At 69.4% G+C, this 17,579-nt stretch carries 45 protein-coding genes; all 45 read left to right on the top strand.

Annotated elements, in window-relative coordinates; translation table 11 throughout:
- Positions 1 to 4: 4 nt before the first annotated feature.
- The 45 genes from AB0J16_RS34015 (at position 5) to AB0J16_RS33795 (ending at position 17,540) form a co-directional block, all read left to right on the top strand.
- Positions 5 to 220, top strand: a complete 216-nt coding sequence (locus tag AB0J16_RS34015; protein WP_358547033.1) for a hypothetical protein — start codon at positions 5 to 7, stop codon at positions 218 to 220.
- On the top strand, positions 217 to 612 hold the full coding sequence (locus AB0J16_RS34010; RefSeq protein ID WP_358547030.1) for a hypothetical protein: 396 nt from the start codon (positions 217 to 219) through the stop codon (positions 610 to 612). Before AB0J16_RS34015 ends, AB0J16_RS34010 begins: the two co-directional genes overlap by 4 nt.
- A complete protein-coding gene (locus AB0J16_RS34005; RefSeq protein ID WP_358547027.1) occupies positions 609 to 1,235 on the top strand; it encodes a hypothetical protein in 627 nt (208 codons plus the stop codon). Before AB0J16_RS34010 ends, AB0J16_RS34005 begins: the two co-directional genes overlap by 4 nt.
- Positions 1,232 to 1,372 carry a hypothetical protein gene (locus tag AB0J16_RS34000; RefSeq protein ID WP_358547024.1) on the top strand — a complete coding sequence of 47 codons (141 nt, stop codon included), beginning with the start codon at positions 1,232 to 1,234 and terminating at the stop codon, positions 1,370 to 1,372. The genes AB0J16_RS34005 and AB0J16_RS34000 overlap by 4 nt, the downstream gene beginning before the upstream one ends.
- Positions 1,369 to 1,602: a hypothetical protein gene (locus AB0J16_RS33995; RefSeq protein WP_358547021.1), complete on the top strand. Its 234-nt coding sequence runs from the start codon at positions 1,369 to 1,371 to the stop codon at positions 1,600 to 1,602. Before AB0J16_RS34000 ends, AB0J16_RS33995 begins: the two co-directional genes overlap by 4 nt.
- Entirely contained in the window at positions 1,599 to 1,730 is a 132-nt protein-coding gene (locus tag AB0J16_RS33990; RefSeq protein ID WP_358547018.1) for a hypothetical protein, read from the top strand. The genes AB0J16_RS33995 and AB0J16_RS33990 overlap by 4 nt, the downstream gene beginning before the upstream one ends.
- Positions 1,727 to 2,080, top strand: coding sequence for a helix-turn-helix domain-containing protein (locus AB0J16_RS33985; protein ID WP_358547015.1), 354 nt, complete (start codon positions 1,727 to 1,729; stop codon positions 2,078 to 2,080). Before AB0J16_RS33990 ends, AB0J16_RS33985 begins: the two co-directional genes overlap by 4 nt.
- A 413-nt stretch (positions 2,081 to 2,493) precedes the next feature.
- Entirely contained in the window at positions 2,494 to 2,775 is a 282-nt protein-coding gene (locus AB0J16_RS33980) for a WhiB family transcriptional regulator (RefSeq protein WP_358547012.1), read from the top strand.
- The gene (locus AB0J16_RS33975) at positions 2,772 to 3,113 is read left to right on the top strand and encodes a hypothetical protein (RefSeq protein WP_358547010.1); all 342 of its coding nucleotides are present in this window, start codon (positions 2,772 to 2,774) and stop codon (positions 3,111 to 3,113) included. The genes AB0J16_RS33980 and AB0J16_RS33975 overlap by 4 nt, the downstream gene beginning before the upstream one ends.
- A gap of 92 nt (positions 3,114 to 3,205) precedes the next feature.
- Positions 3,206 to 4,042 carry a hypothetical protein gene (locus AB0J16_RS33970; protein WP_358547007.1) on the top strand — a complete coding sequence of 279 codons (837 nt, stop codon included), beginning with the start codon at positions 3,206 to 3,208 and terminating at the stop codon, positions 4,040 to 4,042.
- A complete protein-coding gene (locus tag AB0J16_RS33965) occupies positions 4,039 to 4,332 on the top strand; it encodes a hypothetical protein (RefSeq protein ID WP_358547004.1) in 294 nt (97 codons plus the stop codon). Before AB0J16_RS33970 ends, AB0J16_RS33965 begins: the two co-directional genes overlap by 4 nt.
- A complete protein-coding gene (locus tag AB0J16_RS33960; RefSeq protein ID WP_358547001.1) occupies positions 4,329 to 4,619 on the top strand; it encodes a hypothetical protein in 291 nt (96 codons plus the stop codon). The genes AB0J16_RS33965 and AB0J16_RS33960 overlap by 4 nt, the downstream gene beginning before the upstream one ends.
- Positions 4,619 to 4,849 (top strand): hypothetical protein, encoded by a 231-nt coding sequence (locus tag AB0J16_RS33955; RefSeq protein WP_358546998.1) that lies wholly within the window; start codon positions 4,619 to 4,621, stop codon positions 4,847 to 4,849. The genes AB0J16_RS33960 and AB0J16_RS33955 overlap by 1 nt, the downstream gene beginning before the upstream one ends.
- Positions 4,850 to 5,047: 198 nt before the next feature.
- Positions 5,048 to 5,470, top strand: coding sequence for a hypothetical protein (locus AB0J16_RS33950; protein WP_358546996.1), 423 nt, complete (start codon positions 5,048 to 5,050; stop codon positions 5,468 to 5,470).
- The gene (locus AB0J16_RS33945; protein ID WP_358546993.1) at positions 5,467 to 5,958 is read left to right on the top strand and encodes a RusA family crossover junction endodeoxyribonuclease; all 492 of its coding nucleotides are present in this window, start codon (positions 5,467 to 5,469) and stop codon (positions 5,956 to 5,958) included. Before AB0J16_RS33950 ends, AB0J16_RS33945 begins: the two co-directional genes overlap by 4 nt.
- Positions 5,955 to 6,461 (top strand): hypothetical protein, encoded by a 507-nt coding sequence (locus tag AB0J16_RS33940; protein WP_358546991.1) that lies wholly within the window; start codon positions 5,955 to 5,957, stop codon positions 6,459 to 6,461. The genes AB0J16_RS33945 and AB0J16_RS33940 overlap by 4 nt, the downstream gene beginning before the upstream one ends.
- Positions 6,462 to 6,464: 3 nt before the next feature.
- Complete coding sequence (locus AB0J16_RS33935) at positions 6,465 to 6,710, top strand: hypothetical protein (protein WP_358546988.1); 246 nt, start codon at positions 6,465 to 6,467, stop codon at positions 6,708 to 6,710.
- On the top strand, positions 6,707 to 7,534 hold the full coding sequence (locus tag AB0J16_RS33930) for an SPFH domain-containing protein (RefSeq protein WP_358546985.1): 828 nt from the start codon (positions 6,707 to 6,709) through the stop codon (positions 7,532 to 7,534). Before AB0J16_RS33935 ends, AB0J16_RS33930 begins: the two co-directional genes overlap by 4 nt.
- Entirely contained in the window at positions 7,534 to 7,866 is a 333-nt protein-coding gene (locus AB0J16_RS33925; protein WP_358546983.1) for a hypothetical protein, read from the top strand. Before AB0J16_RS33930 ends, AB0J16_RS33925 begins: the two co-directional genes overlap by 1 nt.
- Positions 7,863 to 8,132: a hypothetical protein gene (locus AB0J16_RS33920; RefSeq protein WP_358546981.1), complete on the top strand. Its 270-nt coding sequence runs from the start codon at positions 7,863 to 7,865 to the stop codon at positions 8,130 to 8,132. The genes AB0J16_RS33925 and AB0J16_RS33920 overlap by 4 nt, the downstream gene beginning before the upstream one ends.
- Positions 8,129 to 8,599, top strand: coding sequence for a hypothetical protein (locus AB0J16_RS33915; protein ID WP_358546978.1), 471 nt, complete (start codon positions 8,129 to 8,131; stop codon positions 8,597 to 8,599). The genes AB0J16_RS33920 and AB0J16_RS33915 overlap by 4 nt, the downstream gene beginning before the upstream one ends.
- Positions 8,596 to 8,826 carry a hypothetical protein gene (locus AB0J16_RS33910; protein ID WP_358546976.1) on the top strand — a complete coding sequence of 77 codons (231 nt, stop codon included), beginning with the start codon at positions 8,596 to 8,598 and terminating at the stop codon, positions 8,824 to 8,826. The genes AB0J16_RS33915 and AB0J16_RS33910 overlap by 4 nt, the downstream gene beginning before the upstream one ends.
- Positions 8,827 to 8,854: 28 nt before the next feature.
- On the top strand, positions 8,855 to 9,406 hold the full coding sequence (locus AB0J16_RS33905) for a hypothetical protein (RefSeq protein WP_358546974.1): 552 nt from the start codon (positions 8,855 to 8,857) through the stop codon (positions 9,404 to 9,406).
- Positions 9,399 to 9,743 carry a hypothetical protein gene (locus tag AB0J16_RS33900; RefSeq protein ID WP_358546973.1) on the top strand — a complete coding sequence of 115 codons (345 nt, stop codon included), beginning with the start codon at positions 9,399 to 9,401 and terminating at the stop codon, positions 9,741 to 9,743. The genes AB0J16_RS33905 and AB0J16_RS33900 overlap by 8 nt, the downstream gene beginning before the upstream one ends.
- Complete coding sequence (locus AB0J16_RS33895) at positions 9,736 to 9,960, top strand: hypothetical protein (RefSeq protein ID WP_358546971.1); 225 nt, start codon at positions 9,736 to 9,738, stop codon at positions 9,958 to 9,960. Before AB0J16_RS33900 ends, AB0J16_RS33895 begins: the two co-directional genes overlap by 8 nt.
- The gene (locus tag AB0J16_RS33890; protein WP_358546968.1) at positions 9,957 to 10,157 is read left to right on the top strand and encodes a hypothetical protein; all 201 of its coding nucleotides are present in this window, start codon (positions 9,957 to 9,959) and stop codon (positions 10,155 to 10,157) included. Before AB0J16_RS33895 ends, AB0J16_RS33890 begins: the two co-directional genes overlap by 4 nt.
- A complete protein-coding gene (locus AB0J16_RS33885; protein ID WP_358546965.1) occupies positions 10,154 to 10,357 on the top strand; it encodes a hypothetical protein in 204 nt (67 codons plus the stop codon). Before AB0J16_RS33890 ends, AB0J16_RS33885 begins: the two co-directional genes overlap by 4 nt.
- Positions 10,354 to 10,599, top strand: a complete 246-nt coding sequence (locus AB0J16_RS33880; RefSeq protein ID WP_358546962.1) for a hypothetical protein — start codon at positions 10,354 to 10,356, stop codon at positions 10,597 to 10,599. Before AB0J16_RS33885 ends, AB0J16_RS33880 begins: the two co-directional genes overlap by 4 nt.
- Entirely contained in the window at positions 10,596 to 11,027 is a 432-nt protein-coding gene (locus tag AB0J16_RS33875) for a hypothetical protein (RefSeq protein ID WP_358546961.1), read from the top strand. Before AB0J16_RS33880 ends, AB0J16_RS33875 begins: the two co-directional genes overlap by 4 nt.
- Positions 11,024 to 11,305, top strand: coding sequence for a hypothetical protein (locus AB0J16_RS33870; protein ID WP_358546958.1), 282 nt, complete (start codon positions 11,024 to 11,026; stop codon positions 11,303 to 11,305). Before AB0J16_RS33875 ends, AB0J16_RS33870 begins: the two co-directional genes overlap by 4 nt.
- Complete coding sequence (locus tag AB0J16_RS33865) at positions 11,302 to 11,496, top strand: hypothetical protein (RefSeq protein ID WP_358546956.1); 195 nt, start codon at positions 11,302 to 11,304, stop codon at positions 11,494 to 11,496. Before AB0J16_RS33870 ends, AB0J16_RS33865 begins: the two co-directional genes overlap by 4 nt.
- A gap of 14 nt (positions 11,497 to 11,510) precedes the next feature.
- Positions 11,511 to 11,714, top strand: coding sequence for a hypothetical protein (locus tag AB0J16_RS33860; protein ID WP_358546953.1), 204 nt, complete (start codon positions 11,511 to 11,513; stop codon positions 11,712 to 11,714).
- Positions 11,711 to 12,076 carry a hypothetical protein gene (locus AB0J16_RS33855; protein ID WP_358546951.1) on the top strand — a complete coding sequence of 122 codons (366 nt, stop codon included), beginning with the start codon at positions 11,711 to 11,713 and terminating at the stop codon, positions 12,074 to 12,076. Before AB0J16_RS33860 ends, AB0J16_RS33855 begins: the two co-directional genes overlap by 4 nt.
- 75 nt (positions 12,077 to 12,151) lie before the next feature.
- On the top strand, positions 12,152 to 12,913 hold the full coding sequence (locus AB0J16_RS33850; RefSeq protein WP_358546948.1) for a hypothetical protein: 762 nt from the start codon (positions 12,152 to 12,154) through the stop codon (positions 12,911 to 12,913).
- Positions 12,910 to 13,341 (top strand): hypothetical protein, encoded by a 432-nt coding sequence (locus tag AB0J16_RS33845; RefSeq protein ID WP_358546945.1) that lies wholly within the window; start codon positions 12,910 to 12,912, stop codon positions 13,339 to 13,341. Before AB0J16_RS33850 ends, AB0J16_RS33845 begins: the two co-directional genes overlap by 4 nt.
- A 57-nt stretch (positions 13,342 to 13,398) precedes the next feature.
- Positions 13,399 to 13,635: a hypothetical protein gene (locus AB0J16_RS33840; RefSeq protein WP_358546943.1), complete on the top strand. Its 237-nt coding sequence runs from the start codon at positions 13,399 to 13,401 to the stop codon at positions 13,633 to 13,635.
- Between the two features lie 119 nt (positions 13,636 to 13,754).
- Positions 13,755 to 14,138, top strand: coding sequence for a hypothetical protein (locus AB0J16_RS33835; RefSeq protein ID WP_358546940.1), 384 nt, complete (start codon positions 13,755 to 13,757; stop codon positions 14,136 to 14,138).
- Positions 14,139 to 14,256: 118 nt separating this feature from the next.
- Positions 14,257 to 14,904 carry a hypothetical protein gene (locus tag AB0J16_RS33830; RefSeq protein WP_358546938.1) on the top strand — a complete coding sequence of 216 codons (648 nt, stop codon included), beginning with the start codon at positions 14,257 to 14,259 and terminating at the stop codon, positions 14,902 to 14,904.
- Complete coding sequence (locus AB0J16_RS33825; protein ID WP_358546935.1) at positions 14,901 to 15,113, top strand: hypothetical protein; 213 nt, start codon at positions 14,901 to 14,903, stop codon at positions 15,111 to 15,113. Before AB0J16_RS33830 ends, AB0J16_RS33825 begins: the two co-directional genes overlap by 4 nt.
- Before the next feature lie 139 nt (positions 15,114 to 15,252).
- On the top strand, positions 15,253 to 16,041 hold the full coding sequence (locus tag AB0J16_RS33820) for a hypothetical protein (RefSeq protein WP_358546933.1): 789 nt from the start codon (positions 15,253 to 15,255) through the stop codon (positions 16,039 to 16,041).
- Positions 16,034 to 16,315 carry a hypothetical protein gene (locus tag AB0J16_RS33815; protein ID WP_358546930.1) on the top strand — a complete coding sequence of 94 codons (282 nt, stop codon included), beginning with the start codon at positions 16,034 to 16,036 and terminating at the stop codon, positions 16,313 to 16,315. Before AB0J16_RS33820 ends, AB0J16_RS33815 begins: the two co-directional genes overlap by 8 nt.
- On the top strand, positions 16,308 to 16,703 hold the full coding sequence (locus tag AB0J16_RS33810; protein ID WP_358546928.1) for a DUF6221 family protein: 396 nt from the start codon (positions 16,308 to 16,310) through the stop codon (positions 16,701 to 16,703). The genes AB0J16_RS33815 and AB0J16_RS33810 overlap by 8 nt, the downstream gene beginning before the upstream one ends.
- Entirely contained in the window at positions 16,700 to 17,011 is a 312-nt protein-coding gene (locus tag AB0J16_RS33805; RefSeq protein WP_358546927.1) for a hypothetical protein, read from the top strand. The genes AB0J16_RS33810 and AB0J16_RS33805 overlap by 4 nt, the downstream gene beginning before the upstream one ends.
- A complete protein-coding gene (locus tag AB0J16_RS33800; protein ID WP_358546925.1) occupies positions 17,008 to 17,196 on the top strand; it encodes a hypothetical protein in 189 nt (62 codons plus the stop codon). Before AB0J16_RS33805 ends, AB0J16_RS33800 begins: the two co-directional genes overlap by 4 nt.
- The gene (locus AB0J16_RS33795; protein ID WP_358546922.1) at positions 17,193 to 17,540 is read left to right on the top strand and encodes a hypothetical protein; all 348 of its coding nucleotides are present in this window, start codon (positions 17,193 to 17,195) and stop codon (positions 17,538 to 17,540) included. Before AB0J16_RS33800 ends, AB0J16_RS33795 begins: the two co-directional genes overlap by 4 nt.
- Positions 17,541 to 17,579: the final 39 nt, after the last annotated feature.

Raw genomic sequence — 17,579 nt, 5'->3', positions numbered from 1 at the left:
TCCGATGGCTGACATCGGCCGCGTCCTTGGCGCCATCCTCATCTGCACTGTGCTGGGCATGATCGGCCTCGCGCTGCTCAAGGCCGTCGGCCGGGGGCTCCGCAAGGTCCGGGCCCGCGTCCGGGGCTGGCGGGACCTGCGCAAGCTCAGGCCGTACGCCGACGAGCTCTGGCCGCGCCGTGAGTACATGCGGATTTTGCGCGGAGGTGATCCGCGATGAGCAGTGCCACGCCCGGACGGTTCGCCAGCGACGCTCAGCAGAAATGGTACGGCGGCGGTTTCACCGCCGAGGAGTCCGCCGCCGCCCACCGGCAACGTCGTCAGCCGAAGGGCGCCACGCCCATTCCACCGCCGTACACGCGGCCGTACCCGCCCTATCTGCCCGGCCACCAGGATCCCGCCTGGGGCGTGCCGGTCGCCGGTCAGGAGCTGGTCGACGGTGACGTGATCGTGTACCTCGGCCGCCTGTACCGGATCCACCGGTTCGAGCCGTACGTCGGCAGCCTCTCCGGCCTGCTCGGCGAGGGCGCCCGTACGGCGTTCAGCGGCGACTGGGAGATGGCCATTGGGCCGACCGCCACCATCCGCATCCTGCCCCGGGAGGGGAGATGAACGAGCGCTTCACCTACACCGACCGCGCTGGTGAAGACCTGCTGATTGAGCGCAGCAACATCCGCCAGGATGAGGTGTTCTTGATCACAGAGGGCGCCTTCGTGCCCGCCGTCGACCTGCCGAAGATCTTCGCGGAGCTTCGCAAGGCTGCCGGTGTGCCCGTCCCTGTCGAGCACGAACACGAGGACGACGAGGGCCAGGCGCTCTCGATCGTGTCGTCCGAGTACCGCCCGAACACCGCGTTCGTAGAGGGCTGCAACGGGGCCTACGTGACCCCGGAGGACCTGCCTGGCCTCGTGCGCAAGCTGTACGAGGCTGCCGGGCAGGAGCCGCCCATCCTGCTGCCCAGGCCATCCGCCGAGGACCTGCGCGCGCACGGCTGGATCGACGGCGACCGCGTCAACCCCGCAGCGATTCACGCGGTCGGCACGACCACCCCCGGCGTGGCGCGGGGGTTCGCCGCCTGCCTGGCCGCCTCCGCCGACGTGGCCGAGGCCGAGCCCACCCCTGAGCAGGTCAAGCAGCTCGCCGACGTGATCGGCAAGGGCCGGGTGTTGGGATCGGCCGCCAATGCGATCGCCCGCGAGGTCCTGGCCGCTGGCTACGCCAAGGCCACGCCATGATCACCGGTCGTCTCTGCGAGCTCGCCGGTTGCGACAGCCATGACGCCACCGCGCGCAGCGCCTGCGGCATCGTCTACGTGTGCTCGCCCTGCTGGGAGCAGATCGAGCAGCTCACTGCCCTGGGGAGGGCGTCATGACGCATGCCCAGATCGCCGACCGTCTCCGCGTGCTCGCTGGCCAGCGGCCGACCTACATCTTCCGGGAGCTGTACGCCCTCGCCCACGAGCTGGAGCAGACGCCCCAGCCTGTCGCGGCCATCACCGGGCCGATCGCAGATGAGGACATGGAGGCGCTCGTACGCGCTACCCAGCCGCCCACCCGCCGCGCCAGCGTGCTGGCCACGCTCATCCCCTGGAGGCGGCGGTGAGAGCCCTCCTGGCCCGCGTAGGACGACTCATGGACGCCACCGGCCCCGGCCACGCCACTGCGCTGCTCGGCGCCCTCGGCCTGCTCGTCATGGCCGCCGTCTGGGTCGCCACCGGAGGTGCCTCGTGAGCGGCACTCGACTCACATTCGTCTTCGAGCTCCGCACGGAGCCCGCGATCGAGAAGGCCATCGGCCTCGTCGAGCGGTGGGTCTGCGACGAGCTCGACATCGAGACGCCACTCCGCGCCCTGTCCGTTGCATCTGTCCGTATCAGCGGCGAAGGCCTGCCCCTGCCGGAGCCCGGCGTTCGCCTCGCCGAACGGCGCCAGCGCCTGAACCTCACCCAGCAGACCGTCGCCCGGCGAGCCGGCATCAGCCGTACCGCCGTCGTCGCCGTCGAGCGAGGCGATATCAGCGGCGGCAGCAAGAGCGCCATCGCCGTCCGCCGCACGCTCGACGCAGCGGAGGCCGAACAATGACCACCAGACTCGCCGCCGCCGTAGAGCTCAGCTCCGGCCGCGGCGACCCCCGCCGACCGCTTCTGGCGGAGCCGGTCGTGCGGGCCCTGTCCGGCGGCGGGGTGGTAGCCGCTGCCGGACACCCGCTGGACGGCGTGGCCGCGCCGTCCAGCCGCCCACCTCGCCCCCGCTGGGGGGCGGGGGCGAGGTGGGCTCACAACGTCCAGGCCCGGCCAACGCTGGGGGGTCGCGGCCGGGCCTGGATCCGTGCGTCCGTAGCGGCTCGGGGGCCGCGACGGGCAATCAGCCCGGGCCTGACTGGTGCGCGACCGGTCAGGCCCGGGACCTCCGCCACAGCGAGGCAGCTGCGACGGACCGCGGCCTCGGCCGGCCCAGACCCCGCTGGCCGAGGCCGACCACGTAGGAGGGACGCCATGCGACGCAGCGACCACGGCCTCGACACGCCCCGCGGCGAGCACTGGAGCGCCCGCGCTCTCTGCACGCAGCTCGTCGCAGAGGGTTCCGCCGACCCCGACGACTGGCACCCGATCCGTGAGGCCGAGGACGACCCCGCAACGAAACGAACCAAGCGATGGTGCCGCAACTGCCTCGTGCGTCAGGAGTGCCTCGACGACGCGCTCGCCCGCGGCGACGAGTACGGCATCCGCGGCGGCCTCACCTCGCGAGAGCGCCGCGCGCTGAAGGCGGTGGCGTGATGCCCATTCGGCCCGAAGAGAAGCTGCGCTACCCGGCCGACTGGCCGCAGATCAGCCTACGCATCAGGTTCGAGCGGGCCGGCGGCCGGTGCGAGTGCGTCGGCGAGTGCGGCCACGAGCACGGCATCCGATGCGAAGCCCGACACCTCGAGCCACACCCGGTGACCGGGTCGAAGGTCGTGCTCACCACGGCGCACCGCAACCACGCGCCCGAAGACTGTCGCGACGAGAACCTCTTCGCTGCGTGCCAGAGGTGCCACCTGGCGTACGACGCCAACCAGCACCGGCAGACCTCGGCCCGAACCCGCGAGGCCCGAAGGGCGGGCGTGGCGACGTGACGATCCGGCTCGCGAGAAGGAGAAGGAGGAGGAACAGCACCCATGGACTCGCTCGACCCCGACATGGGGTCACGAGAGACGGACTCCGCCTGGTGACGTGGTTCAAGGTAGACGACTCGTTCAATTCTCACCCCAAGCAAACAGCGGCGTCGCTCTCTGCGGTCGGGCTGTGGGCGGTGGCTGGCTCGTGGTCGGCGAAGCATCTCACCGATGGCTTCGTTCCAGATCACCAGATCCCGTCACTGTCACGCGGTCAGATCGAGTTGGCGAAGGAGCTCGTGCGCGCGGGGCTGTGGAGGCGAACGAAGGGCGGATACCAGTTCCACGAATGGGAGGCCGACGGCGACGGCACAGTCCGGAACCTGAAGAAGACCGAAGTCGTGACGGAGCGGAGGAAGAAGTCATCGGGTGGACGGATCGGCAACCATCGTCGCTGGCATGAGGCGCGTGGGATCGCTGACCCTGATTGCCCGTACTGCCAGGGGGAGCATCGCTCATCCGATCGGTACTCCGATCGGTCATCTGAATCGCGAGCGATTCCCCCCGTCCCGTCCCGTCCCGATCCGAAGGATCAAAGCCCTTTGGGCTTTGATCCAAGGGAGGTAACTCAGTCGTCGTCTCTGTCCGTAGTGGACGCGCGGGCGACGCCGACAGACGACGACTTGAAGATCGATCAGACGATCACCGAGCTGCTCACCGAACTCACCGGGCGAACCGTCTCGCAGAACCACGCCGCCCAGGTGCGCCAGCAGATCCTCGGCGGCCGCTCGGTGAAGGCCGACAAGCGCCGCAACTACGTGGCCACGGCCATCCGAGAACGGCCGCGCGACTTCCTGCCCGCGGCCGGCCCGGCGGAGAAATGCCCAACCCACCACCTCGAACAGCCATGCCGCGGATGCGCGGCCGACCGCCTGGCAGGTGATCCATGAACGCCAACCCCGTCCGCGACGCACAGGCCCAGCTCGACGAAGCCGCCGCCGAGCTCACGGGAGCCCGCGCCACGCTCGACAGCGCCGCCAGGGCGTACGACGGCACGCGCCGAAACCCGGGTAGCCCGGATTGCGAGAAGGCACGCGCCGCGTGGGGCCTGGCCCTGCAGGAGTGGGCGCGAGTCCTGATCCGCCGCGAGGGCCTGGTCGACCTGGCGGCCGTCGAGCGCCGCCGCGTCAACCGGCACGGCGTCGACGCCCTGCTCCTGCCGACGCGAGGTGGGCGATGAGCGACCCGTACGCCAGCGACGCCAGCCGCCTGCAGTCGGTGATCGCACGCTGGCTCGCTGACCACGGCGTGGCCGATCCGACCATCGGCGCCGTGGAAATCGTCCACATCGTCCGCGGGCACGGCTGGCGGGTCGTCGAGGCCCTGCAGCCGCCGCCCGCATCGTCTCCCGCTGAGGCCGTGAGCAGGCTCACCGACCGGCCCGAGGTGGCCGAGGCCCTGGCCCGCTGCGCCGCCGCCAGCGAGCGGTTCCGCACCACCGAATCCAACCCTGAGAGGAGCTCGTGATGGCGCCCCGCGTCGCCGTCCTGGTCAAGTCCGTGGAGGGCCGTCACCAGGCTGTCTGCCAGACCCGCGGCTGCGCCGCTGGGTCGGACGGCGGACCGTGGGAGAGCCCTCTGCATGTCGTCAAGACCGCGGCCGAGGACGACGCCCGCCACCACAGGCAGTGGCACCGCAGCCAGCAGCCCGTGACCGTCGAGCCGGAGCCGGAGGCGGAGGCGCCCGATGGCGCTTGACCTGCCGTGGTGGCTGTTGTCGGTCGGCCGCTGCCCAAAGTGCGGCAAGGCTCGCTACGAGTCCCGCCGCGCCGCCCGCAAGGCGGGCCGGAGCGCCTTCCCGAGCCGGCACGTCCGCGCTTACCGGTGTGTCGGGTTGTGGCACTTCACGACCACGCCACGCCTGTTCCGGAGCATCACGAGCGCCTGGAGCCACGCATGAACGGGCTCACCCTGGCCAGGCTGCGCCAGCAGCTCCCGATCCGCAGCCTGGCCAAGCTGGCGCGCGCGTGGGACTCACCCGAGATGGATCGGCCGGTTCTCTGGCGGACCCTGATCGGCTGCGACTCCTGGGCCCTCCTGTTGATCACGAAGGGTAAGCGGGAGGACCTGCCGCCGAGGCCCGAGTCAGCGGCACCACGCCTCTCGCCTGAGTGGGCTCGCCGAACGGGTGGCGACCTCACGCCTGAACAACTGCTGCACGAGCGGATTGGGCAGCACCTGAGAGCTGAGGTTCAGAAGGACGCTGAGGTCGATGTGGCGCGGGCGGTCTCGATCGCGACCGACGCGGCGATCAGCATGCTGGCCGAGTTCGGCATCGACGTCGCCGCTCTCGAACATCCCGAGGGCGGCGGCGTATGACGGCCCCGCGCATCCAGTTCACCGTGTACGGCGACCCGGCCGGCCAGGGCAACCTCAAGGGCACCCGCCACGGGAAGCTCCGGCACGCCAACGGCGACGAGCTGCTCGCCTGGCGCGGCAAAGTCCGCCAGGCCGCCATCGACCACACCGACGCGCACGAGTGGCGCGGCGAGAAGAAGGGGCCGTGCCGGGAGTGCGGCTACTACCGGACGCAACACGCCCAGATCCTCGGCCCGGTCCGCCTCGAAGCGGTGCTCACGGTGGTCAAGCCGAAGTCTGTCCGCACTGAGTGGCCGATCAGTCGAGGTACCTCGGACTGGGACCACTACGCGCGTGCCATCGGCGACGCCCTGACCGGAATCGCATACGCCGACGACAGCCAGGTGATCGATGGCCGGGCCATCGTCACCTACCCCCACATCCACCCCGACGCCCTGCATGTGCCGGGCGCCGTCATCAAGCTCTGGCCCATCGAAGGAGACCTGTGACCACGTCCCTGAAGTTCGACAACAAGGTCGGTGCGTCCGCCGCGAGCGCTCTGGAGCCGCACATCCGGCCCGTGTACGACCGGCCCGGCTGCAGCCTGATGGCCATCGTGGAATTCCGGCACGTGGAGCGCACCCAGCCCGCGCCGGATGCCGACAAGGACCCGTCGGTCAAGGTGCGGCTCACTCACATCGAGATCCCGAACAAGGATCAGGAGGGGGCCATCCGCGAGGCGCAGCGGGCTCTGTTCCTTCAGCGGACCGCCCAGGGCACCCTCGACGAGCACGGCCAGGTCCTGCTCACCGAGGGAACGCTGAAGCGCACCGCTGGCCTCCTGCACGCCGTAGAGGTGGCGCGCCTCCGCGCCGGCCTGGACCACTGGGTGAAGTACGCCGCCCGTGTCAACAGCAACAGCAAGCTCACTGTCAGCGAGATGCAGCACGAGCTACAGCTCGTCGCGGACGGCCTGGCCGCCCTGCAGGCCAACACTCCCGAGGGGGAGTAGCACGTGAGAGCGCTCGCCATTCTGACCGTGCCCGTCGCGCTCGCCGTGACCGCCATCGCCGTGGCGTGGATCCTCACCCGCGCCCGGCGCGCACGCGAGGACCGGCGGGCCCGCCACAGGCACGAAGCGTTCCTGTCTGACCTGCACAAGCAGGCGATCGAGCACCGCGACGCCCACGTGATCGCGGATCTCTTCGCGGACCAGATCCGCACCCATCTCAGCCACCCCGAGAAAGAGATCTCGAAGTGAAGCGCATCATCCCCCTGATCCTGCTGGCCGCGGCCCTCACCGGCTGCTCCATCACCACGGACACCAACCAGGTCGGCCTGGACTACGACTACGACTCCTGGTCCGGCGAGAAGACCCTCGAAGGCTGCGTCACCCCCGGAAACCGGGCCTGGCAGGACATCAACGACCCCGGCACCGTCTACCCCGCCGACCAGCGGTCGTTCGACTTCTCCGACGCCCCGGGCGCCGAGTCCAAGCCCATCACCGTCGTCAGCAAGGACAACCTGGAGATGTCCGTCGCCGGCGTGGCGACGTTCTACCTCAACCAGGACTGCAAGGCGCTGCAGCAGTTCCACGAGAAGGTCGGCCAGAAGTTCGCCGCCGACACCGATGCTGGGTGGGCGCGCCTACTCGGCGTCTACATCAAGCAGCCGCTCGACCGGGCGATGGACGCGGCCGCGAAGAAGTACGACTGGAAGCAGCTCTTTGCCGACCCCGCCGTCAAGCAGGCGTGGGAGACCGAGGTCGCGACGCTGGCCCAACAGTTCATCCGCGAGCAGGCGGGCGCCGACTTCTTCGCCCAGTTCCGGTTCACGCTCCAGCAGCCGCAGCCGCCCCAGAACGTCCGGAACGCGTTGGCCGCGGCGCAGGAGGCGGTCGAGCAGAACGCCGCCCAGAAGAACAAGAACGAGCAGATCAAGACTGAGATCCAGTCCATTAAGGAGCTCGTCGACGTGCTGGGGCCGAACGGATATGTCCTCTATCAGGCGATCAAGGACGGCAAGGTCACGATCGTTCCAGTGCCAGCGGGCAGCGCCGTCAACGTCACGCCGGGGAAGTCCTGATGGGCTGGGGATCCGCCGGCGACATCTTCGACCCGGTCGCCCGCGCGCTGATCGAGGCGGGCGCGTCCGACGACCTGAAGCGCAACCTGCTCGGCCAGCTGATCGACAAGCTCCGCGACGGCGACTGGGACACCGAGGGCGAGTCGCTGGAGGAATTCCGGGACGACCCGCTGATCATCGCGCTCTTCCGCGAGCGCGGCATCACCGCCGACTGCGGCGACCAGGGCGGCCCCGAGCATGCCGACGAGTGCACTCGCACGCTCGGCCACGACGGCGACCACGTCGACGACCAGGACTACAGCTGGCCGAAGAGCACCGAAGGAGCGTCATGACTCCCCTCGACATCCGCCCCAACCTGGAGCTCAACCCCTGGGACGCCGTGCCCGCCGACCGGGACGCGGGCCTGGGCACCGTCAGGCGTGTCGGCCTGCTGCCGAACGGCACGTCCAAGGGCCGCCCCGTGTTCGCTCTGCTCATCCAGCTGGAGGACGGCCGTGAGGTCGTGGCCCAGACGACGTGGGCGCTCATGCAGGCGGCCGTACGGGCGCTGGCCGCCTCCCCGGTCGCCGAGCTCGACCGGATGGAGCACGGCTCATGACCACGATCGGCGAGGCGAACGCCATCCAGGCAGTGCTGCGCTACATCCTCGGCTGGTCGATCGAATCCGACGCCGCCGAGGGCTCCGCCGGATACCTGGCGCAGCGCGCCCAGCAGGCCCTCGGGACGGGCCTGTCGCGAGATGAGGTGTCCGTGCTCTGGCGGCGCCTGACCTACATCGTGGAGGTCGGCCGGGAGCGGGATCGCCAGTGGCGGCGGATGGGCGGTATGACGCCGCCGGACGGCACCGGCACACCCGAGCTGCGTGAGGCAGCGGGACTCGCCATGCGGGCCGCGTATGAGTCGTTCCGCGATGACGGCGGCTCGTGGGTCGCCGTGCTCAACGAGGCGGTGGCCAAGGCTTTCGCCGAGGACGACCTGGTGGTGCTGCGTGAGCGGCTCGTGATCGTGGCCGCGCACGTTCTCTGCTGGATCGAGGCCATCGACCGGCGGGAGCACAGCTCATGAGCGGCCATGGGACCGGTACCGCCGTGCTGTCGATCGTCACCCGGCAGCCGGACGGCTCGTGCGTGCTGCGCCGCTGGTACGTGTGCGCCTGCTGCGCCAACGACATCGTCGCCGGCCTCGGGGAGCCGAGCATGGAAGCGCTCGTGCCCGCCGAGGCGGTCGGCCGGATCATGGCGCGGCCAGCGGACCTGGAGGGCGTCATCGTCACCAGCTGGGGGTCGTCGTGATCCTCGTCATCACCCCCAAGGGGCACTCATGAAGCTCGAACTCGACCTGACCGCTGGCGACTGGACCGACTACACCCAGGCTCCGATTGCCGACCTGAAGCGCGTCGGCGTGCTGATCCCCGTCGAACCCGTTGGCATCCGGCAGTTCGTCCGGCTCGGCGCGGTCGCCGACGGCAAGCCCGTCGTCGTGGTCACGCCGTGGCAGATCTGGGCCGCCGCCCACCGAGCCCTGGCCGACCGCCTCGGAGAGCCTGCTCCGGAGCCGGCGGCCGCCGAACCGCTGGGCGTCCTGGTCGACGTCCAAGGCGCCATGCGCCAACACGAGCACCGGTGGGGGCTCGGGCCCGAGCACGAGGACGGAACCGACCGCGAGGCGTGGCAGGAGGACGTCGACTACAGCCACGACGCGGCCACCAAGGCGGCCCTCGCGGGCGAGATCACCTGGGCGCACACGCTGCTCGAAGCGGTGTACGGAGCGCTGGCCACCGAGGACGCTGGCGAGCTCCGCCAGGCGCTCGCCCTCGTGGCCGCTACCGCTGCGAACTGGATGGGCGCGATCGATGGGAGGACCGATGCCTGAGCAGAGCCCGGCCGAGGAGATGCGGGAGCTGATTCGCGAGGCGCACGGCCTGCTCAAGGACATGCGGGCCGAGCGGCGCGCGATCGAGCAGCTGCTCGACGGCATCCCGTACAAGGTGGACGAGCGCATCGAGAAGGCCGTGGAGATCGGCCTGGAGAAGCTCGGCCAGGCGACCCGCAAGGCGATGGACGACAGCGTGGCCAAAGTCGGACGCGAGTTCGACCGACTGGAGGCCATCTTTACCGGGACCGACCCCGCCTCCCGACGCGCAGGCAAGTCTCCGCTAGAGGACCTGGTGCGCAACCACCCCGACGCCAAGGGGGCGGACCGTGGCTGACCGGCGGCAGGCGGACCACAACGCCGACTACCTGGTGCACGCCTTCCCCGTGCTCGTCACCTACACCACGAACATCGCGCTCGTCGACATCGAGCGCCTGTGTGACCTGGTGGCCGACGACCCTGAGGGCTCGCCGCGGCGCCAGTTCCTTGAGGCCATGCGCGACTTCATCATCGCCGTCGCCAAGATCGACGGTCTAGAGGGGATCGACGTATGAGGATCTGGCACCGCTGCTTCATGCGGCCCATCGACGTGCAGCACGAGACACTCAACCTCTTCGCCGGCACGCGAGGAACGCGGGTCCTGCGCCGCTGCGACGGCTGTGGCCGGCACGACGTCGAAACGCTCCTGGGGGAGTGGCCCATCCGTCTGTTCATCGCCGCGGCGACGCAGCCCGAGGTCGAGGCATCGTGAGCGTCCGGACCGAGGCCCGCTACTTCATCTCCTGCGACCGCGAAGGCTGCACGCGGGAGCACTACAGCGAGGCCTCGGACAGCACCCTGAGCGCCCGTATCGCCGCTGGGATCGACGGCTGGAGACACGCCACCACCCGGCCGGGCTTCCACGGCCGCCGGTCCTTCGACTACTGCCCAAGCTGCGAGGTGCCCAAGTGAGCGACTGGAACATCTCGCCAGAGGAGAACCAGCGGTTCCAGGAGATCGCGGGCACGCTGGGCCAGGAGATCCAACATGATCGCCGGGTCCATGCCATCGCCTTCAACGCGATCACCCGCATCTCCTCCGGCACAGACAACTCGTGGGTGCGGCTCCAAGCCCGCGACGCCATGGCGAGAGCGGTGCTCGAAGACCTGGCCGCCTACGGCTACGCCATCACGTACGTCGGAGGTGCCAAGTGAGCGAACTGCTCGCCGTACTGGACGCCCGCACCCTCGACGGCCAGCAGCCCAAGGTGGCCGCGTGGGCGCAGGCCGTCGGCATCGACCCGCGCGACGTCTACCGGATCGACCTGCGCTACGACGGCCGCCTGTTCGCCCGCGTACGCGAGTGGGACACCGACGAGAACGGCGCCCGCTACTGCCGCCGCGACCATAACCACTTGGACTTCTCTCAGCGCTGCGAGATCGCCCAGCGCGAGCCGTACGACGTGACCATCATCAACGCCGGGCCGCAGGGGGTCGGGGACCGAGTGAAGGCGCGCACCGACGTGACGGCCAACGAGTGTCAGGCGCTGGCCCCGGTGCTCGCCGTCGTCCGCACCCAGCTCAAGCCGATGCGGGCCGCGTACGACCGGCGCCGACGGGCCCGGGCCAGGAGGTCCCGGTGATCCGCCGGATCGTGCGCGAGCTGGGGGAGTGGCGGCGGGCCCGGCGTGACTACCGGGTGCTCTGCGACGAAGGGCGGGCCGCCCACCTTGAGGTCAGTATCCGGATCCACTCCGAGGACTACGAGTGGACCGGCCTCGATGGGATCACCGGTGTCCGGACGACCGTGCCGCTCACCCGCGCTGGGAAGCGGTACGTACGCGGCATCGTCCGCGACATCGAGAAGACCTGTGTCCGCGCAGTACTGATCGCCAACCGCAAGGCGAAGGAGGGTGCATGATCCGCCGCGCATGGCGCTGGCTGATGGCCGACGCCGAGCACGAGGTGCTGCGAATGAACGCCCGGAAGCTCGCCGACGCGCTCGATGCCATGACGCCAGAGCAGCAGGCACACGCGTTCCTCAACCACCGCGAGCTGTGGTGGCACGCCAACATGGTGGCCGCCTGCGTGAAGACGCGAGGCCGCCGATGAGCCGCCGGGTCGCCGTGACCATGACTCTCCTGGGTCTGCTTGCGGACATCGCGTACTTCCAGATGTGCGTCGGCGTGATGCTCGCGGGCGATGGCCAGTGGGTTCCGGCCCTGGCCTGGTATCTGGAGGGCGTCGGCGTCGTGGTGTTGCTGACGACCGTCGGATGGCGCAGGGCGAGAGCCATGCTCGCCCAGGCTGAGCAGGAGGAGGGCCGGTGAGGTGCGCGCACGCGTCTGCGGTGCCGGTCGAGTCGGTCGTGACGGGGGAGGTCCTCGCCGCGCTCTGCCCGGGGTGTGACACCCAACTGCCTGCCGCGTTCCTGGCGTGCTCGCACGAGAACGTCATCGACATCACGAACCTCAGCGAACCGCCCGGTCAGGGCATCTGCAATGACTGCGGCACGGCGGCCTGGTTCGGCGGCCGGCCCACCGCGCTGATCACGCTCGCGGCCGAGATCACGCCCGAGGACCTGGAGGCTTTTAAGGCGCGGTTCCTGGTCGCCCAACGGGAGCCGTACCGGACGCTGTTCCTGCCCTACGTGGCCAGCCTCTCCGCGCCGACCCCGTCGGAGACGACGTGATCCCCGACGACGAGCTGGAGTACGAGCTGTGGGTCATCGACAACGCCAGCCCAGACTACGAGGGATAGGAGCACCGTGAGCGACGACTACCGCCAGCGAGTGGCCGAAGCACTCGCCTCGACCAACACGTTCGATGAGATTGACCTGGAGCACACACTTGGCCTGGTGCTCGCTGCCCGCGATGACGAGCTGGAGCGCGTGCGCGCCGCGTTCGACCTGGCCGAGGAGCTCCGGCAGAAGGACGCCGCTCGGCTTCGCGCTGAGCGGGATGCAGCCCGCGACAGCCGCGACGAGACGCACGTCTGGACGAACACCGACTGGAAGGAGCGCGCCGAGCATGCCCGCGCCGAGGCCGACCAACTGCGCGCCGAGCTGGCGCGCCGCATCGACGCGGACGCAGAGTCCCTCGCCGACCGGACTCTGTTGAAGGGGCTCAGCGTCAAGGACGGAGCGGTCAACCTCGACCTGATCCCGCCCCGGGAGATCGCCGCGGTCTGGGTGCGCTGCGCGGTCGGCATGCTCGGCGACGCCCCGAACTACACCGAGACCGAGGTCAAGATGCCGTCGGTGTCTATGGAGATCAGCCCGGCCGGGACGCTGGACCGGTACGCCCTCATCGTGCAGCGCGTCGGCAAGCTCACCCCGCACGAAGCCCGCCAGGCGGCCGAGGCCGAGAGAGACGCATGGCGGGAGCTGGTCCGTGAGCTCGCCGACGACGGCCCCTGCCACTACGACCACCACGACCAGTGCCAGGGCCACAGTCTGGACTACAGGCCATGCCCACACGCTCGTGCCAAAGAGCTGCTCGCCGCCCTCGACCCGAAGGAAGACCGATGATCATCGAAGACGAGAACGGCCGCGAGTGGACCACGGACGAGCTCCGCGACTGGGACCGCGAGCCCACGGAGCCCGACCCGGAGCCGCCGCTGACCCTGGAGGAGATCGCGGCCGCGTACGACGCTTACGTCGCGGGCGGCGCTGGCGCCGAGGGCAAGGCGGCCGCGGCGCTCCTCCTCGAGGAGGCCGTGCCGCAGATGATGGCCAAGCTGGGCGGCTACCACGAGGCCGAGGAGGTGTGGGCGGAGCTGCCCACCCGCACCGAGTGGACCGTGACGGCCAGCGCCGATGAGCCACCCGGCACCGAGGCTCTGTGGCAGATCAGCCCCGAGGACGCTGAGCAGGTGCACGGGCGGCCCGGCCAGCTCTGGTGCCGGACGCTCACCATCGGCGCTCCCGTGGCCATCAGCAGCGAGTCTCCGTTCTAGGAAATGCCGAAAAGGGCGTGAAACTGGAATCGGCCAATGAGCGCAGAAAGGACAGCCGTGAGCGAAACGGAGCGAGAAACCGTGACCGTTCTCCTCGTTAAAGAAGCGACCGCCGATAAGGAAGCCGAGGCGCACGTGCTCACAGAAGCCGACCGTATCTGTCTACCTGCAGAGCGGATCGCATCGGAGGCCGGCCTGCCCATCGCTGAGCTGCCGGGAAGGAAGTTCAGTGCGAGTCGCAGTGCCGGGGGAGAGTTGTACGACTTCCGCCTTTTGGGCGATCCGCGAATTTAGGTTAGAAAAGGATAAATATATGGCGTTCGGGGGAGTGGAATTGTCAGTCATGCGGCGTATTCTGAAATCGAATGGAAACGGGGCAGGCAACCCCAATCCACCGAGAAACGGAGGCCCCCATGATTACCCCCGAAATTCCGCCCGAACGCCAGGAAAGAGCCGACCAGCTCATTCACCGGGCCGTCCACACGCTCATGCACGTGAGCAAAGTCCTCGCCCGAGTCGGGATCCTGATCCCCACCGACGACGCGGACGACGCCGAGACGATTCTCCAGGCAGCAGCGCTCGCGCTCGACCTGATCGACGAAGCGCCCCTCAGCCAGCGGACCAGCGGCGCCCTGTTCGTCATGACGCTCCGCTGGCTCACCTCGATGGACATGATCATGGCCTACCGGATGCTCGGCGAGAGCTGGCGCGAAGCTGCCGCCCTCGACTGCGTCCACCAGGCAGAAGCACTGTCCGCAATCGCGAGCCAGCTCCTCGACACCGAACACCTCAACTAACCCCCACCGAGCGCCCCCGCCACGGTGGGGGCGCTCCCTCATGCTCGCGACCGGCGGGGGCGGGCAAGCCCGCAGGCAACCCCGCCGGTCCGGCCCACCGAGAAAGGGGCCACCGCCCATGGTAGAAGCCACCGGCCCGGCCGCCGAGGTCGATCTGCTCGTCGCTGAGCTCAAGCAACTCCTGCCCCGCCTGCACGAGCTGCTACCCGAGCCCGTCGCCGACGCCACCAAGGGCAGCATGCAGCACCACAAAGTCACCGGGTCGCCGGCACCGTGGCACGCTGAGGCCGGCCCGCTGCTCATGACCATCCACGCGGGCGTACGGGAGCTCGAGCTCGACCTTAGGCACCACGTGAGCGGCCGTTTGGGGGAGGAGCGGGGCGGATCGGACGGCAACACGGCCGCGGCGCTCGACTCCATTGTGCGCCTGGTCCACGGCGTTGACGACGAGATGGCGCGCGACGCCCGCAACCGGCTCGACCGGTGGATCGAGCAGGCCCGCCAGGTGCGCGACATCGGTGAGTCCGAGAAGTGGATCCCGATCCGGGTGTCGAAGGGACTGCCGCCTGCCTGCCTGTACTGCAAAACGTTCTCACTACGGGTCGCCCAGGAGTCCGGCCGGGTGCGCTGCGTCAACCTCAAGTGCGAGGACGGCGAAGGCAACCGGCCCGCCGGAAGAATCGACAAGAACCAGATGGACGGGTCCGCCATGCTGGTTTGGGCGGACGGCCGCACCACCTACTACTACGGCCAGGAGGCATCGTGAGCAGCCCGATACCCGAAAGGATCGAGGAATTGGAGGCCGAGGTGCGGGAGGCGCGTTTGGTAATCGCGTGTCTCGTCCACCTCGCGGGCGGTCAGGTGGACATCCCCGAGGAGCTGGTGGTGAGCGTCCGCCCGGACACTCTGGTGAGCGAGATGCGTCGGATGTCGGAGGGCGGAGTGCGGCTGTCGCTTCGAGGGCGGGTGTCGTGAGGAAGCGGAACTCCCGGCCGGGCGAAATCCCGGGCGTGCAGTGGCCCCCGCCCGAGCCTGCCGCCGCTCCCGGCTCGCTGATCGTGGAGCCCCAGCCGGAACGGTGCGCCAGCTGCGGGAAGTGCCCGAGGTGTGGCCGATGAGCATCTGGGCCACCTTCAAGACGATGAAGGTCCACGACATCGACCTGCACGAGGACGACGAACCGTGCGGCTGCCCGGAGGAGGGTAACGAGATCTACCTGTCCCAGGCGTGGCGCGGCCGACCTCTGCGGCTCTCGCTCGACTCGCTGGGGGACGGGGATGCTCACGTCCTCGTGACCCGCGAAAGCACGCGAGCTGGGCCAAGCGCTGATCGCGTGGGCGGACGAAGACGAAGCGAGGGCGATGTGAGCCACGACGACATTCGACAGCGCCTGGCCGCTGTCGAGGAGCTCAACTGGAGCCGCGTTGAGCACGAGATCCAGCAGGAGTTCTTCAGCGATTGGGTGAAGATCGGACCGCTCAGGCTGCACCTCATCGCGGACCGGGCCGACGAGGACGCGGTCGTCGCGTTCCTCCAGCACGCCGCTACCGACCTGCGCCGCCTGCTCACTGACCTCGATCACGCTGCCACCACGAGAGAGAGCATCATGCCCACTCACTCCAACCCCGTCTACGGCCCGCCGCCGGACCCTGAGCGCGGCGAGCCCGCCCGCTACCTCGCCGACGCCGTCGAGGTCCAGAGGCCGAACGGCGACGTCGTACGCATGGACCTCGTGGCCCTGGCCGACGCCGCCATCAACGCAGACCGGGCTGTCGCCGGGCTGCGTGAGGAGAACGCCGAGCTGCGCCGGAAGGTGGCCACGCTCGAGGAGAAGGTGGAACGGATCGAGCGGGCTGGCCGGATCCTCGCCGGTGTCGATGAGTATGGCGATCTCGATGGGTAACCAGATCATCCGCCAGCCGTCCGGCAAGCTCGCGATCTTCTGCTCGGTCACGGACACGATCATCGTCTGGGACTCCACCGAAGACGAGATCGTCGAGTGGTTCGCCGAACGCGCCGCCGAGGACGCTCGGCGTGACGTGCGACGGCTCATCGAGCATGTGGCCGCCGGGAACCCGCGTAAGGCGTACTGCCAGTTCTCCATGACGTGGGAGGAGGCGCTCGCCGAGGACCGCAAGCACCGAGGCGACGCCTGGAAGGAGTTCCAGGATGGATGAGCTGCTCGTGTTCGTGCACGCCCGGCTCGACGACGAAGAGAGGCTTGCCTCCGCTGCGATCCAAGGCCCCTGGCGCACCGGTGAGATCGCTGATCACCTAGTCGACTACGTGATCTACGGCACCTCTCCGATCGTGTCCACGAAGATCGTGCAGGTGGCGAACCTGGAGATGGCATGGCAGGGGGAGGAGAACGCGGCGCACATCGTCCACCAGAGCCCAGACCGCACGCGCCGCGACGTCCAGTCCCGGCGCAAGACGCTGCTTCGCTGCCAGGAGGAGATGCTGTCCGGCATCCCGCGCCTGGTCTGGTTCGCCAAGATGACCGTCTGGGAGATGGCCCAGCGGTGGAACGACCACGACGACTTCAAGGAGGGCTGGAAGCCGTGAGGGAGCCGACCCACGAGGAGTGCGCGGCACACGCCAGGATCGCTCTGGACGGTGGCAAAGAGGGCGTGGCCTGCTGGTACCCGCAGATGGGCGGTTACGGAGCCCGCGCCGTGATCGTGCCCGACGCGGGATGCGCCGACGTGTACGTGTGGCACGACGGGGAGTTCCCCTTCGCCTTCGACGATGGGCGTCCACCGGCGGAGCTACATCACTGCAACGGGGCCCAGTTCGTCGCGTTCGGCGAGCTTCTCATGACGATCACGGACGAAGCCACGCGGTGGTCGAGTGGCGGAACGGAGTCGCCGTGAGCCTGCATGCCGACAACGGCTGGTTCGCCGAGTTCGACCGGGAGGCCACGGCTGAGTACGCGTGGCGGCCCGTCCTCCAGACCGATGGCGGTCTCGCCCCCGACTTCGACATCTGGTTCGCGACCAAGGAGGAGTGCGAGAAGTGGATCCGGGAGAACGTGATCGGGTGCGAGATGTTGCCGTGACCTGGCCACCGGCGGGCGGGAACTGGGAGGGCGGCAAGCGCGACCCGCACGGCCGCCGATGGGTGCACGAGCCGGGCAAGGGCTGGCGGCCCGACGACAGTCCGCCGCCCTTCCTCGAGCCCCTCGTGGTGCACAAGATGACCGCCCAAATCCCGATCTCCGAGGAGATGGCGTGGGACCTCGGGCTGATCCCGGACACCCGCCCGGCACCGCCCCCGCCCACCAGGCGACAGCGCGCCCGCACCTGGGTGCGCGGCAAGGTCCGGGAAGCACGCTGGTGGCTGGCCGCGAAGATCGGCGGCACCAGTCGCGAGGCGATCGAAGAGGTGAGCTGGCTGTGGTGACGCTGGCGAAACGCAAAGGCCCCGCCGGAGCGGGGCCCG

It is taken from the genome of Nonomuraea sp. NPDC049750 (assembly GCF_040659625.1).
Classification (GTDB): domain Bacteria; phylum Actinomycetota; class Actinomycetes; order Streptosporangiales; family Streptosporangiaceae; genus Nonomuraea.
Note: the sequence above shows the minus strand (reverse complement) of the source record. Positions and strands in the feature narration are given on the sequence as shown.